The following is a 14,763-nucleotide window of genomic DNA, read 5'->3' as shown; positions in this document are numbered from 1 at the left end:
CATGAGCACTTTTTGCGTCGATCAGATTCGTCTCAATAGTTTAAAAACTGTAACGGATTTGCGACAAAAATGAGATGCGGCGGGGAACAGACGGGCGAATCAAAATGGGGTGTACGTTGAATTGATAAACGTCGCTAAAGCATCGGGCGGCAATGCCGCCCGACGGGATTATGACTGCTTGTTGGCTTCCTCGATGTCATCCAGCTCTTCAAGGATCTCCTCTGGTTCATTCGTCGGCGCCGGAACTTCATGTACCCATGCGGAGAACAAACGCCAGGTCACGGCCAGAAGCACCGGTCCAATAAACAGACCAATCATACCGAATGCAATCAGGCCGCCGATTACCCCGGAAAGGATCAGAAGCAGCGGTAAATCGGCGCCCATGCGGATGAGTACCGGGCGAATCACGTTATCCAGAGTGCCGACGATGGCGCTCCAAACCAGTAGCACGGTGCCCCAGGTGGTGTCGCCTGTCCAGTAAAGCCAGATAATGGCTGGAATCAATACCGGCAACGGCCCCAACTGAACCAGACACGAAAGGATCATCACTACCGTCAACAGGGTAGCGTAAGGCACGCCGGAAATGGCCAGCCCGACGCCGCCAAGTACCGCCTGTACCAGCGCGGTGACCACCACGCCAAGCGCCACGGCGCGGATCGCCTGGGCAGCCAGCAGAACCGCCGCATCGCCGCGTTTAGCCGCGAGACGACAGGCAAAATGGCGTATTCCCATCGCCACTTGTTCGCCGCGCCAGTAAAGCAGGGCGCTAAACAACAGCATCAGGGCGCAGTGCATCATAAAGCGTCCGATATGCGCCGCCTGCCCGACAAACCAGGTCGTGGTTGTGCCGATATAAGGCCGCACTTTCGCCATAATAGCGCTACCGCCCATATCCAGCAGGCTATGCCATCCGGCATACAGTTTGGCGCCAACTAACGGAATATTATTTAACCATGCCAGATCGGGTAGCGTCATATCGCCGCCGGTCACTGCATGGATGAGCGGGCCGCTACCATCGACAATGCTGTTCACCAGCAAAGCGACGGGAATAACGAAGAGCAGCACTAACAGCAGCGTCATGACCAGTACGGCAAGCGAGCGGCGGCCCCACAATATTTTTTGTAATTTCAGCAAAACGGGCCAGGTCGCGATAACAATCGTACCTGCCCATGCAAACCCCAAAATAAAAGGCTGTACTATCCACAAACAGGCCACAATCATGATGGCTAAAAACAGCACCGATAGCAGCACTTGCGCAATATCCCTGGGCTGACGAACATTTACCATAAATACTTTTCACCTTTGTCTTTGCGCCAGAACGTTGGCGCGACGTGAACATGCAAACCACACCCTATAATGATGAGCAATTTCAGCGGTTTTTAACAGGCCGATTCTGCATGTAATTCTGTTGGGCGCACAGGAAAAAAATGTGATACAACAAATAACGCAACACGCAAACGATTAAGCATCCCTTCCTGTGCGTAGACCGCTCGCGCTCGCCGGGTTGGGCGCCACCGTTCACAACATAGACCGCAGGAAAAGGTCAATATAATGATTCCACAAATTTCTCAGGCACCCGGCGTCGTTCAGCTGGTGCTCAATTTTTTGCAGGCGCTGGAGCAGCAAGGGTTTACGGGCGATACGGCAACCAGCTATGCCGACCGTCTGACAATGTCGACCGATAACAGTATCTACCAGCTTCTTCCCGATGCTGTTGTGTTTCCCCGTTCTACGGCTGATGTCGCGCTTCTTGCCCGTCTGGCGGCGGAGCCGCGCTTTATGTCGCTGATATTTACCCCGCGAGGCGGCGGTACTGGCACGAATGGCCAGGCGCTAAACCAGGGCATTATTGTTGACATGTCCCGCTATATGAACCGCATTATTGAAATTAATCCTGAAGAGGGATGGGTGCGGGTAGAGGCGGGAGTGATAAAAGATCAGCTTAATCAGGCGTTAAAGCCGTATGGCTATTTTTTTGCGCCGGAACTTTCCACCAGTAATCGCGCCACGCTTGGCGGTATGATTAATACCGATGCCTCTGGTCAGGGTTCGCTGGTCTATGGGAAAACGTCAGATCACGTCTTAGGCATACGGGCCGTATTGTTGGGGGGCGATATCCTTGACACGCAATCAATGCCCGTAGAGCTTGCCCGGACGCTGGGTGAAAACATGACGATGCCAGGCCGCATCTATCAGACCGTCTATCAGTCCTGCCTGGAAAACCGTCAACTTATCCTCGATAGCTTTCCAAAGCTCAATCGTTTCCTGACAGGCTACGATTTACGCCACGTCTTTAACGATGACATGACCCGCTTCGATCTTACCCGCATCTTAACGGGGTCGGAAGGGACGCTGGCGTTTATTACTGAAGCCCGGCTGGATATTACCCCGATACCCAAAGTCCGCCGTCTGGTGAATGTAAAATACGACTCCTTTGATTCCGCGCTGCGTAACGCCCCTTTTATGGTTGATGCGCGCGCCTTATCCGTCGAGACGGTCGATTCCAAAGTCCTTAACCTCGCGCGGGAAGATATTGTCTGGCACTCCGTTAGCGAATTGATTACCGATGTGCCGGATAAAGAGATGCTTGGCCTGAATATCGTGGAATTCGCGGGTGACGATGAAGCGCTTATTGACGGACAGGTCGAGGCGCTGTGCCACCGGCTGGATGGTCTGATGGCGCGAGCGGAAGCGGGCGTGATCGGCTGGCAACTTTGTACCGATTTGACGGGTATTGAGCGTATTTACGCGATGCGCAAAAAAGCGGTAGGGCTGCTGGGTAATGCGAAAGGTGCTGCCAAACCGATTCCTTTTGCGGAAGATACCTGCGTGCCGCCTGAACATCTGGCCGATTACATCGCCGAATTTCGCGCCCTGCTGGATGGTCATGGCTTAAGTTACGGCATGTTCGGCCACGTGGATGCCGGGGTGCTGCATGTGCGTCCGGCGCTGGATATGTGCGATCCGCAGCAGGAACTGTTGATGAAACAGATCTCCGATGAGGTCGTCGCGCTGACCGCCAGATACGGCGGGCTGTTGTGGGGCGAGCATGGAAAAGGTTTTCGTGCGGAATACAGCCCGGCCTTTTTCGGCGAAGTTCTGTATGGCGAGCTGCGCAAAATAAAAGCGGCTTTTGATCCGCATAATCGACTTAACCCGGGTAAAATCTGTCCGCCGCAAGGGATAGAGGCGCCGATGATGAAGGTGGATGCGGTAAAACGCGGCACCTGGGATCGGCAAATCCCGCTGGCGGTACGGCAGACCTGGCGCGGCGCTATGGAGTGTAATGGTAACGGCCTGTGCTTTAATTTCGATGCGAAAAGCCCGATGTGCCCGTCGATGAAAATTAGCCTTAACCGGATCCACTCGCCGAAAGGGCGGGCGACGCTGGTACGGGAGTGGCTCCGTCTATTGGCCGATCGCGGCGTCGATCCGTTGAAGCTGGAAAAGGAGTTGCCAGAAAAACGCGCCAGCTTACGCACGCTGATTGCCCGCACCCGGAATAGTTGGCACAAACGCAAAGGCGAGTATGACTTTTCCCATGAAGTTAAAGAGTCCATGTCCGGCTGTCTGGCGTGTAAAGCCTGTACGACCCAGTGTCCGATTAAAATCGATGTTCCGGAGTTTCGTTCACGTTTCTTACAGCTTTACCATACGCGTTATCTGCGTCCGGTACGCGATCATCTGGTGGCGACGGTCGAGACCTACGCGCCGCTGATGGCGCGTGCGCCAAAGACCTTTAACTTTTTTATTAACCAACCGATGGTTCGCAATCTGGCGAAAAAACATATCGGTATGGTGGATTTACCTCTGCTTTCTGCCCCTTCATTGCAACAGCAACTGGTGGGCCATCCGTCTGCCAATATGACGCTTGAGCAACTGGAACGCATGAGCGCCGAGCAAAAAGCGAAAACGGTACTGGTGGTTCAGGATCCGTTTACCAGCTACTACGACGCCCGGGTCGTGGCGGACTTTATCCGCCTGGCGGAAAAGCTGGGCAGGAGGCCGGTATTGTTACCGTTCTCGCCGAATGGTAAGGCGCAGCATATTAAAGGTTTTCTTAATCGCTTTGCGAAAACGGCGAAAAAAACCTCTGAGTTCCTTAATCGGATCGCCGCGTTGGGGATGCCGATGGTGGGCGTCGATCCGGCGCTGGTTCTGTGTTATCGCGACGAATACAAACTGGCGCTGGGCGAACAGCGCGGCGATTTTCATGTGTTGCTGGTGAATGAATGGCTGGCGCAGGAAATAAATGCAAGACTGTCCGTCGAGGTGAGCGGCGAACCGTGGTACTTTTTTGGTCATTGTACGGAAGTCACGGCTTTACCCGGCGCGCCTGCGCAGTGGGCCGCCATCTTTGCCCATTTTGGCGCGAAGCTGGAAAATGTCAGCGTAGGCTGCTGCGGTATGGCGGGCACTTATGGACATGAACTCACCAATCATAAAAATTCGCTGGGAATTTATGAGCTTTCCTGGCATCAGGCGATGCAACGTCTACCGCGAAACCGTTGCCTGGCAACCGGCTATTCCTGCCGAAGCCAGGTTAAACGCATTGAAGGTACGGGCGTGCGTCACCCGTTGCAGGCATTACTGGAGATTATAGGTTGATCTGGAAACGTGAAGTGACCCTCGATGCGCTTAATGCGATGGGGGAAGGGAATATGGTTGGCCTGCTTGATATCCGCTTTGAGCGTATTGGGGACGATACGCTGGAAGCGACAATGCCCGTCGATCATCGCACCAAACAGCCGTTCGGCTTGCTGCATGGCGGAGCGTCTGTGGTGCTGGCGGAAAGTATCGGCTCGGTCGCAGGCTATCTGTGTACGCAGGGGGAGCAAAAGGTGGTGGGGCTGGAGGTGAATGCCAACCATGTACGGTCGGCGCGTCAGGGGCGCGTACGAGGCGTCTGTAAAGCGTTGCATACCGGGGCTCGCCATCAGGTCTGGCAGATAGAGATCTTTGATGAACAGGGACGTCTGTGCTGTTCTTCGCGCCTTACTACGGCGATTGTGTGACGTTGTCACCATAAAAGTGTGATGCATATTGCTTTTGGTCAAAATGTGCGCAGAAAAAGGTGATATACTGTGCACGTTTACACATAAGCGAGGATGATATGTCTACTGATTTAGACCCAACCCAACTGGCGATTGAATTTTTACGCCGTGATAAAACCGAACTTTCTCCCGCGCAGTATTTGAAGCGTTTAAAACAGCTGGAGTTAGAGTTTGCCGATCTCCTCACCCTCTCTGCAACCGAACTGAAAGAAGAGATCTATTTCGCCTGGCGGTTGGGCGTGCATTAATAAAGTCTGTGTAGGCCGGATAAGGCGTTAGCCGCCATCCGGCTATGTTACCAGGCGATCTCACCAGACACTGTCCCCCGGTAATAGATAATCCCCTTGATTTTGTTTAAAAAAAATACAGATCGCCATTTGTGCTAAAAAGGCGCGCGCTCTTTATGAGATTATTCTTATGCCCCTTCAAGAGCTAAGCCATTAAGAGTGCCGGAGATAAGCGCCGGATGGGGCCGGAACCCTTAAGCCTGTATTGAACAGACTTAAGGGTTTTTCTTTTCCGGGCGCGTAAAAAACTAAGGTCTGTCAATAACCGCTGGCATGTCGTCAGCCGTATGATTATTCAAAATACGGTTAGCCAGCACACCTGACATCATCGATCCGTTAACGTTCAGTGCCGTGCGGGCCATATCAACGATAGGTTCGATGGCAATAAAAATACCGACCAGCGCAACGGGAAAATTCAATGTCGACAGGACAATCAGCGCCGCGAACGTACCACCGCCGCCGACGCCGGCTACGCCAATAGACCCTAGCGCAATGGCAGGCAACATCGCGGCCAGAAAATGCAGCGAGAGCGGATCGATGCCGATGGTGGGTGCAATCATCGCTACCATAATAGCCGGATAAATCCCGGCGCAGCCATTTTGCCCCATACTGGAGCCAAACGAGGCGGAAATATTGGCAATGGTGCTTTGTACGCCAAATTTTTCCTGGGCGGAAATGGCCAGCGGGATAGAGGCTGCGCTGCTGCGGGAAACAAACGCAAAGGTTAAGACGGGCCAGACCATTCTGAAATAACGCGCTGGATTATTACCGCTGAGGATCAGCAAGATGGCATGCACGATAAACATCATAAAAATCGCGATGTAACAGGCGCCGATAAAACCCAGTAAGCTGGCGAATTGTTCAAAGTGGTATGATGAAAATACGGTAGTCATTAATGCCATGACGCCATAGGGCGTTAATGCAATAACGATACGTACCATCTTCATGACCCATATCTGAATAGCGTTAATGCCTGCGCTTAATTTCTGACCTTCTTCCGGCGCCTCTTTTTTGACCTTTAACAGAGCGATCCCCGCTATTAGCGTGAAGATAACGATGCCGATAACGGAAACACTTCTGGCCCCCGTAAGATCAAGAAAAATATTAGTCGGAATCAGCGATGTCACTAACTGGGGAATCGACACCGCGGCAGTCTTATTGACTTCTTCCGTAGTTAACATTGACGGCATGTGCACAAAAGCGCTGGCGTCAAGCCCCAGCACATGAGCGGTCAGTAATCCGATAAAACCGGCAACCATCACCAGGCATAACATGCATCCGACGATCGTCAGCGACATTTTTCCGATGCCGGCGCTATTTTCCAGTTTATTGATGGCGGAAAGAATAGAAATAAAAATTAGCGGTATAGCGACCAGTTTTAGCAGGTGGACGTAACCATTGCCGACGATGCTATACCATTCGATAATAGTTTTAGTGTGATTTGCTGAAATAAAATGCAGGGATAAACCAATAACAGCCCCTAAAAAGATAGCGATAAAAACGCTTTTCGACAGGGAATCGCTTTTTTGATTAATTCTCAAGATGACCCACGAGAAAACCAAAAAAAGTGCGATATACGCGAGCGTAACAACCATATTTTAAGCCTCTTGCCTCATTCAGCACCTGAAATGCCGGAAAGAGTTTACATAAACCTATAGCTCAAACTGAGTTATAGAACCGCAGCGGATTATAAAGAGCGCAACGCCAGGTATCCATACAAAAAATGGGGTTCTGACCTCGCCGCCCGGCAATGTCGACAGCCTATTAATTAAATAGTCATTTTCTATACATCTTTTCGTTTTTGACATGTCAGAACGGTTAATATCTTATAAATCATTACTTATCAAGAAGTTAAGCGATTTTTTGTCTGTCGTATGACCTGGCGGACAGGGTCTATGCTTAATAAAAGGCGCTCAATATGACCATTTGTTGGAAAGCCCCTGCGGTTAAGGGGTTGAAGTGATAATCATTATCACTAACATGCTGTTATATCCTGGTGATTTAGAACGCGAGGTAACTCTATGGAATTGCATTCAGACACGTTTAACCCGGAGGAATTCCCCTGGCAAGGGCTGACGCTAACGCCAGCGGCGGCAGCGCACATACGTGAACTGGCAGAAAAGCAGCCGGGCATGTTGGGCGTGCGGTTAAGCGTAAAACAGACGGGATGTGCCGGATTTGGCTATGTTCTGGATACCGTTCGGGAGCCGGATAAAGACGATCTGGTTTTTGAAGCCGAAGGCGCAAAGCTTTTCGCACCGTTACAGGCGATGCCTTTTATTGACGGAACAGAAGTGGATTACGTACAGGAAGGGCTGAACCAGTTATTTAAATTTCATAACCCCAAAGCCCAGAATGAATGCGGCTGCGGCGAAAGTTTTGGGGTATAGGCGGTACTATGTCTCGTAACACTGAAGCAACGGAAGAGGTCGGCATCTGGACAGGCGGACGCCTTAATTACAAAGAAGGATTTTTCACACAACTACCCACTGATGAACTGGCAAAAGGCATCAGCGAAGAGGTGGTGCGCGCGATTTCCGCAAAGCGTAACGAACCTGAGTGGATGCTGGAATTTCGTCTCAATGCCTATAGAGCCTGGCTGGACATGGATGAACCGCACTGGCTGAAGGCGCACTACGATAAACTGAACTATCAGGACTACAGCTATTACTCTGCGCCATCATGCGGAAACTGCGACGATAGCTGCGTTTCCCAGCCGGGAGCCGTACAGCAAACGGGCGCGAATACCTTTTTGAGTAAAGAGGTTGAAGACGCCTTCGAGCAACTTGGCGTTCCGGTTCGCGAAGGGAAAGAGGTCGCCGTCGATGCGATTTTTGACTCGGTCTCCGTAGCGACCACATACCGTGAAAAACTGGCGGAACAGGGCATTATTTTCTGTTCTTTTGGCGAAGCGATACACGATCACCCTGACCTGGTCAGGAAATATCTTGGCACCGTCGTGCCGGGGAACGATAACTTTTTTGCCGCGCTGAATGCGGCAGTCGCTTCCGATGGGACATTTATCTATGTTCCCAAAGGCGTGCGTTGCCCAATGGAGTTATCCACCTATTTTCGCATTAACGCCGAGAAAACCGGTCAGTTTGAGCGCACGATTCTGGTGGCGGATGAAGGCAGCTATGTGAGTTATATCGAAGGCTGCTCCGCGCCCGTACGCGACAGTTATCAGCTCCACGCCGCGGTAGTGGAAGTCATCATCCATAAAGATGCTGAAGTAAAATATTCCACCGTACAAAACTGGTTCCCGGGCGACAACAACACGGGCGGCATTCTGAACTTTGTGACCAAGCGGGCGTTGTGCGAAGGGGAAAACAGCAAGATGTCGTGGACCCAGTCGGAAACCGGTTCGGCGATTACCTGGAAATACCCGAGCTGTATCCTGCGCGGTGATAATTCTATCGGCGAGTTCTATTCCGTTGCGCTGACCAGTGGACATCAGCAGGCTGACACCGGCACCAAAATGATCCATATCGGTAAAAACACGCGCTCAACCATTATCTCAAAAGGCATTTCTGCCGGCCACAGCCAGAACAGCTACCGTGGGCTGGTAAAAATTATGCCGACGGCAACCAACGCCCGAAATTTCACCCAATGCGACTCCATGTTGATTGGCGCGGACTGCGGCGCGCATACGTTCCCGTATGTTGAATGCCGCAATAACAGCGCGCAGCTGGAGCACGAAGCGACAACATCACGCATCGGTGAAGATCAGCTTTTCTATTGTTTGCAACGCGGTATCAGCGAAGAAGACGCTATTTCGATGATCGTCAACGGTTTCTGTAAAGACGTTTTCTCGGAACTGCCGCTGGAGTTTGCCGTTGAAGCGCAAAAACTGCTGGCGATTAGCCTTGAGCACAGCGTCGGTTAATGATGAAGGAAAACCCATGTTAAGCATTAAAGATTTACAGGTCAGTGTGGAAGAAAAAGCGATTTTGCGTGGCCTGAATCTGGAGATTCGCCCCGGCGAAGTTCACGCCATTATGGGGCCGAACGGTTCCGGGAAAAGCACGCTCTCCGCCACCCTGGCGGGACGTGAAGATTATGAGGTCACCGGCGGCTCGGTTACGTTCAAGGGTAAAGATCTGCTTGAACTGTCGCCGGAGGAACGGGCGGGCGAAGGGATTTTTATGGCCTTCCAGTACCCGGTAGAAATCCCCGGCGTCAGTAACCAGTTTTTCCTGCAAACCGCGCTGAATGCCGTGCGCGCCTACCGCGGGCAGGCGTCGTTGGATCGCTTTGATTTTCAGGATCTGATGGAAGAAAAGATCGCATTGCTGAAAATGCCGGAAGATTTACTGACCCGTTCGGTAAACGTCGGTTTTTCCGGCGGGGAGAAAAAGCGCAATGATATTTTGCAAATGGCGGTGCTGGAGCCGGAACTGTGCATCCTTGATGAGTCTGACTCCGGACTGGATATCGATGCGTTGAAAATTGTGGCGGAAGGCGTCAACGCGTTACGCGACGATAAACGCGCTTTTATTATCGTGACCCACTATCAGCGCATACTGGACTACATCAAGCCTGATTACGTCCATGTCCTCTATCAGGGGCGAATTGTCCGATCCGGCGATTTTACTCTGGTCAAACAACTGGAGGAGCAGGGTTATGGCTGGCTTACCGAACAGCAGTAAAGCGCTACAGCAATGGCAGCATCTCTTTGAAGAAAAAGGAGAAAGTCGAACTGAGCAAGCAAGACAACATTTACAACAGATGTTACGTCTGGGATTGCCGACGCGTAAACATGAAGACTGGAAATACACGCCGCTGGAGGGCTTAACCCATAGCCAGTTTATCCAGCAGTGTGTGACTATCAGCGCCGCACAGCGTGATGCGCTGGCGCTGCAAATCGATGCCGTGCGGCTGGTGTTTGTCGATGGTCGGTTTATGCCAGAGCTCAGTGATAGCACGCAAAACAGCGGATTTGACGTTAGCGTCAGGGATGAGCGCCAGACGCTTACCGCGCCGGTACATCCCGAGGTTTTTCTGCATCTGACGGAAAGCCTGGCGCAATGTGTCACGTATATACAGGTCCGGCGAAATCAGCGTCCGACCAGGCCGCTACTGTTAATGCATATCACGCAGGGCGTGGATGGCGACGAGCTGAATACCGCGCATTATCGCCACCATCTGGCGCTGGCGGAAGGCGCGGAAGCGACGGTTATTGAGCATTATGTCAGCCTTACAGCGGCAAAACATTTTACCGGCGCGCGTCTGACGATGAACGTTGCAGACAATGCGCAACTGCGCCATATCAAACTGGCGTTTGAAAATGCGTCCAGCTATCACTTTGCGCATAACGATCTTCTGCTGGCGACAGACGCCTCGGCGTTTAGCCACAGTTTTCTGCTGGGCGCCGCAGTACTACGTCACCACAGCAGCTCACAACTGAATGGTGAAAACGCGACGCTTCGACTGAATAGTCTGGCGATGCCGGTGAAAAATGAAGTCTGCGATACGCGGACATGGCTGGAACATAACAAAGGCTACTGTAACAGCCGCCAGTTGCACAAGACCATCGTCAGCGACAAAGGACGCGCGGTCTTTAATGGCCTGATTAACGTGGCGCAACACGCCATTAAAACCGACGGCCAGATGACCAATAATAACCTGTTGTTGGGGAAACTGGCTGAAGTCGATACCAAACCGCAATTAGAGATCTATGCCGATGACGTGAAGTGCAGCCACGGCGCGACGATCGGGCGTATTGACGATGAGCAGATGTTTTATCTGCAATCACGCGGCATCAGGCAGCAGGAGGCGCGGCACATGATTCTTTACGCGTTTGCCGCAGAGTTAACGGAAGCTATCCATGATAGCGCCCTTAAACAGCAGGTGCTGGCGCGAATCGGCCAGCGACTGCCCGGAGGCCTGGTATGACATTTCCTGTAGAAAAAGTACGGGCGGATTTTCCCATACTGCAGCGTGAAGTTAACGGCCTGCCGCTGGCTTACCTGGACAGCGCAGCCAGCGCTCAAAAACCTAATCAGGTGATTGACGCTGAATCTGCCTTCTACCGTCACGGCTATGCTGCGGTACATCGGGGTATCCATACGTTAAGCGCGCAGGCGACCGAAAGCATGGAGAATGTGCGTAAGCAGGCGTCGCGGTTTATTAACGCCCGCTCCGCAGAAGAACTGGTGTTCGTGCGCGGTACGACGGAGGGCATTAACCTTGTCGCCAACAGTTGGGGAACGGAAAATATTCGCGCCGGGGATAACATTATCATCAGCGAGATGGAGCATCACGCCAACATCGTTCCCTGGCAGATGCTGTGCGAGCGCAAAGGCGCCGAACTGCGCGTGATCCCGTTGCATCCTGACGGTACGCTGCGGCTGGAGACCTTAGCTGCGCTGTTCGATGACCGGACCCGACTGCTGGCCATTACCCACGTTTCCAATGTGCTGGGGACGGAAAACCCACTGCCGGACATGATTGCGCTGGCGCGCCAGCATGGGGCGAAAGTGCTGGTGGATGGCGCCCAGGCCGTGATGCACCATGCTGTTGACGTCCAGGCGCTGGACTGCGATTTTTACGTTTTCTCCGGCCATAAACTTTACGGGCCGACCGGCATCGGTATTCTGTATGTTAAAGAGGCGTTGCTGCAAGAAATGCCGCCGTGGGAAGGGGGCGGGTCGATGATCTCGACCGTCAGCCTGACGCAGGGAACGACATGGGCGAAAGCGCCCTGGCGTTTTGAGGCGGGAACGCCGAATACTGGCGGCATCATCGGTCTCGGCGCGGCAATTGACTATGTGACGTCGCTGGGACTGGATAAGATTGGCGATTATGAGCAGATGCTGATGCGCTATGCGCTGGAGCAACTGGCGCAGGTGCCTGATATCACGCTGTATGGTCCGGCACAGCGGTTGGGCGTCATCGCGTTTAATCTGGGTAAACACCATGCTTACGACGTGGGCAGCTTTCTTGATAATTACGGCATCGCGGTACGAACGGGGCATCACTGCGCGATGCCGCTCATGACCTGGTATGGCGTGCCGGCAATGTGCCGGGCTTCGCTGGCGATGTATAACACCCATGAAGAAGTGGACCGACTGGTGGCAGGATTAACGCGTATCCACCGCTTATTGGGATAACAGTGAGGTTTTATGGCTGCGCTACCGGATAAAGAAAAATTGCTGCGTAACTTTACGCGTTGCGCTAATTGGGAAGAGAAATATTTATATATTATTGAGTTGGGGCAGCGCCTGGCGGAGTTAAATCCGCAGGATCGCAATGCGCAAAATACGATTCATGGTTGTCAGAGCCAGGTGTGGATCGTGATGCGGCGAAACGCCAACGGCATTATCGAATTGCAGGGCGACAGCGACGCGGCGATCGTTAAAGGTCTTATGGCGGTGGTATTTATTTTGTACCACCAGATGACGGCGCAGGATATTGTGCATTTTGATGTCCGGCCATGGTTCGAAAAAATGGCGCTTACACAGCACCTCACGCCTTCTCGTTCTCAGGGGCTGGAAGCAATGATTCGCGCAATTCGCGCTAAGGCCGCCACTCTTAGCTAAACTGTACAGACAGCGTTCTACCTGATGTCAAATCCTTTGTCGGACGGCGACGTCGCTTTATCCAGAGTGGACAGAGCGTATATTTTGTTGTTCTGATAAGCGAAGCGCTACCAGTCGTCGCAGAGGGCATCACCAGGAATACAGGAGGTTTGGTATGAAACGTGCGTCTTTCATTACGCTAACTATTATCGGCGCGTATAGCGCGTTACAGGCAGCCTGGGCGGTTGATTATCCATTACCGCCCGAAGGCAGCCGTCTTATTGGTCAGAATCAAACCTATACCGTACAGGAAGGTGATAAAAACCTGCAGGCTATCGCCCGGCGTTTTGATACGGCGGCGATGCTCATTCTTGAAGCGAACAATACGATTGCGCCGGTGCCTAAGCCCGGTACGCTAATTACCATTCCCTCGCAGATGCTATTGCCGGATGCGCCCAGGGAAGGCGTTATCGTCAACCTCGCGGAGCTACGGTTGTATTATTATCCGCCGGGAGAAAACCGCGTTCAGGTATATCCCATCGGCATCGGTTTGCAGGGACTGGAAACTCCCGTCATGGACACCCGGATAGGGCAAAAGATCCCCAACCCGACGTGGACGCCGACGGCGGGCATACGCCAACGTTCGCTTGAGCGGGGGATCACGCTGCCGCCGGTGATCCCTGCCGGGCCAAATAACCCGCTGGGACGCTATGCGCTGCGTCTGGCGCACGGTAATGGGGAATATCTCATTCATGGCACCAGCGCGCCGGATAGCGTGGGTCTGCGCGTGAGTTCCGGTTGCATTCGCATGAACGCGCCGGACATCAAAGCGTTATTTGCGCAGGTCAGAACGGGGACGCCGGTAAAAGTGATTAACCAGCCGGTGAAATTCTCTGTCGAGCCGAATGGCATTCGTTATGTAGAGGTACACAGGCCGCTATCGCCGGAAGAAGAGCAAAACGTGCAGACGATGCCCTACGTGTTGCCTGCGGAATTTACCGCGTTCAGAAACGCGCAAGGGGTGGATAGTCGCCTGGTCGATAAGGCGCTATACCGGCGAGCCGGGTATCCAGTCAGCGTGAGCGCCGGGCAGACGCCAGCGGTAAATACGACCGCAGTCGAATCCGCTCAGAACGGTTTTGTCGGAGAAGAGGGGCAAACGCGCGTCACGCAGTAGCCTTCGCCGCAAACGACGGACAAAAAAATGGCGCACGATGTGCGCCATTTTATATCGTGCGTCAAATCATTTACAGATGCGGAATACTTTGTTATCCAGACGCTGGTTCGCGCGAGCTGCGTCGTCTTTAGCAGCCTGAACGTCGGAACGCATTGCATTTACGTCATTACTCAGTTGCTCAACTTTAGCGCTCAGCGTCTGTACATCGGAAGACAACTGATCGATTTTAGCGTTGCTGGAACAACCTGCCAGTAACGTGGAACCCAGAACTGCTGCACCTAAGATCAGCTTGTTAGTACGGGTCATAATAATAACCTTATATTTTGTGTGGTTATATAGGTAAAAAAAATGGCGCACATCGTGCGCCATTTTTATTACGCAGGTACTATTACTTACGGTATTTAGTAGCCTGGTTGTCCAGACGCTGGTTAGCGCGAGCTGCGTCGTCTTTAGCAGCCTGAACGTCGGAACGCATTGCGTTCACGTCGTTGCTCAGCTGGTCAACTTTAGCGTTCAGAGTCTGAACGTCAGAAGACAGCTGATCGATTTTAGCGTTGCTGGAGCAACCAGCCAGCAGAGTAGAACCCAGGATTACCGCGCCCAGTACCAGTTTAGTACGATTCATTATTAATACCCTCTAGATTGAGTTAATCTCCATGTAGCGTTACAAGTATTACACAAACTTTTTTATGTTGAGAATATTTTTTTGATGGGAATGCACTTAT

General features: G+C 52.4%; 14 protein-coding genes. 10 read left to right on the top strand and 4 right to left on the bottom strand.

Annotated features, from left to right (window positions below; translation table 11 throughout):
- Positions 1 to 168: 168 nt before the first annotated feature.
- Positions 169 to 1,287, bottom strand: coding sequence for an AI-2E family transporter YdiK (gene ydiK, locus QEN32_RS12215; RefSeq protein WP_000248614.1), 1,119 nt, complete (start codon positions 1,285 to 1,287; stop codon positions 169 to 171).
- A 264-nt stretch (positions 1,288 to 1,551) separates the two neighbouring features.
- On the opposite strand from ydiK, the gene QEN32_RS12210 reads away from it, so the two are divergent.
- The 3 genes from QEN32_RS12210 (at position 1,552) to QEN32_RS12200 (ending at position 5,302) form a co-directional block, all read left to right on the top strand.
- Complete coding sequence (locus QEN32_RS12210) at positions 1,552 to 4,608, top strand: FAD-binding and (Fe-S)-binding domain-containing protein (RefSeq protein WP_265322148.1); 3,057 nt, start codon at positions 1,552 to 1,554, stop codon at positions 4,606 to 4,608.
- Positions 4,605 to 5,015, top strand: a complete 411-nt coding sequence (gene menI, locus QEN32_RS12205) for a 1,4-dihydroxy-2-naphthoyl-CoA hydrolase (RefSeq protein ID WP_000637930.1) — start codon at positions 4,605 to 4,607, stop codon at positions 5,013 to 5,015. Before QEN32_RS12210 ends, menI begins: the two co-directional genes overlap by 4 nt.
- Before the next feature lie 98 nt (positions 5,016 to 5,113).
- Complete coding sequence (locus QEN32_RS12200) at positions 5,114 to 5,302, top strand: YdiH family protein (RefSeq protein WP_001537749.1); 189 nt, start codon at positions 5,114 to 5,116, stop codon at positions 5,300 to 5,302.
- 287 nt (positions 5,303 to 5,589) lie between these two features.
- On the opposite strand, the gene QEN32_RS12195 is transcribed toward QEN32_RS12200, so the two are convergent.
- A complete protein-coding gene (locus QEN32_RS12195; RefSeq protein ID WP_000261861.1) occupies positions 5,590 to 6,936 on the bottom strand; it encodes an L-cystine transporter in 1,347 nt (448 codons plus the stop codon).
- Between the two features lie 426 nt (positions 6,937 to 7,362).
- Here QEN32_RS12195 and sufA point away from each other — a divergent pair, with 426 nt between their 5' ends.
- The 7 genes from sufA (at position 7,363) to QEN32_RS12160 (ending at position 14,038) form a co-directional block, all read left to right on the top strand.
- On the top strand, positions 7,363 to 7,731 hold the full coding sequence (gene sufA / locus QEN32_RS12190; protein WP_197395882.1) for a Fe-S cluster assembly scaffold SufA: 369 nt from the start codon (positions 7,363 to 7,365) through the stop codon (positions 7,729 to 7,731).
- 8 nt (positions 7,732 to 7,739) lie between these two features.
- Positions 7,740 to 9,227, top strand: a complete 1,488-nt coding sequence (gene sufB, locus QEN32_RS12185; protein WP_000089383.1) for a Fe-S cluster assembly protein SufB — start codon at positions 7,740 to 7,742, stop codon at positions 9,225 to 9,227.
- A 16-nt stretch (positions 9,228 to 9,243) separates the two neighbouring features.
- On the top strand, positions 9,244 to 9,990 hold the full coding sequence (gene sufC / locus QEN32_RS12180; RefSeq protein WP_000948902.1) for a Fe-S cluster assembly ATPase SufC: 747 nt from the start codon (positions 9,244 to 9,246) through the stop codon (positions 9,988 to 9,990).
- Positions 9,965 to 11,236 (top strand): Fe-S cluster assembly protein SufD, encoded by a 1,272-nt coding sequence (gene sufD, locus QEN32_RS12175; RefSeq protein WP_079897832.1) that lies wholly within the window; start codon positions 9,965 to 9,967, stop codon positions 11,234 to 11,236. The genes sufC and sufD overlap by 26 nt, the downstream gene beginning before the upstream one ends.
- Positions 11,233 to 12,453: a cysteine desulfurase SufS gene (gene sufS / locus QEN32_RS12170; RefSeq protein ID WP_080189650.1), complete on the top strand. Its 1,221-nt coding sequence runs from the start codon at positions 11,233 to 11,235 to the stop codon at positions 12,451 to 12,453. Before sufD ends, sufS begins: the two co-directional genes overlap by 4 nt.
- Positions 12,454 to 12,465: 12 nt before the next feature.
- On the top strand, positions 12,466 to 12,882 hold the full coding sequence (gene sufE / locus QEN32_RS12165) for a cysteine desulfuration protein SufE (RefSeq protein WP_023241969.1): 417 nt from the start codon (positions 12,466 to 12,468) through the stop codon (positions 12,880 to 12,882).
- A 154-nt stretch (positions 12,883 to 13,036) separates the two neighbouring features.
- Positions 13,037 to 14,038 carry a L,D-transpeptidase family protein gene (locus QEN32_RS12160; protein WP_000817060.1) on the top strand — a complete coding sequence of 334 codons (1,002 nt, stop codon included), beginning with the start codon at positions 13,037 to 13,039 and terminating at the stop codon, positions 14,036 to 14,038.
- Between the two features lie 66 nt (positions 14,039 to 14,104).
- Here QEN32_RS12160 and QEN32_RS12155 read toward each other — a convergent pair whose 3' ends face one another.
- Together QEN32_RS12155 and lpp are read right to left on the bottom strand one after the other, a co-directional pair.
- Positions 14,105 to 14,344 carry a major outer membrane lipoprotein gene (locus QEN32_RS12155; protein ID WP_017465453.1) on the bottom strand — a complete coding sequence of 80 codons (240 nt, stop codon included), beginning with the start codon at positions 14,342 to 14,344 and terminating at the stop codon, positions 14,105 to 14,107.
- A gap of 82 nt (positions 14,345 to 14,426) precedes the next feature.
- The gene (lpp, locus tag QEN32_RS12150) at positions 14,427 to 14,663 is read right to left on the bottom strand and encodes a murein lipoprotein Lpp (protein WP_001082307.1); all 237 of its coding nucleotides are present in this window, start codon (positions 14,661 to 14,663) and stop codon (positions 14,427 to 14,429) included.
- Positions 14,664 to 14,763 lie beyond the last annotated feature (100 nt).

The sequence above is a fragment of the Salmonella sp. SA14318 genome, assembly GCF_029866905.1.
Classification (GTDB): Bacteria; Pseudomonadota; Gammaproteobacteria; order Enterobacterales; family Enterobacteriaceae; genus Salmonella; species Salmonella enterica.
This window is presented reverse-complemented; position numbering and strand designations above follow the sequence as displayed.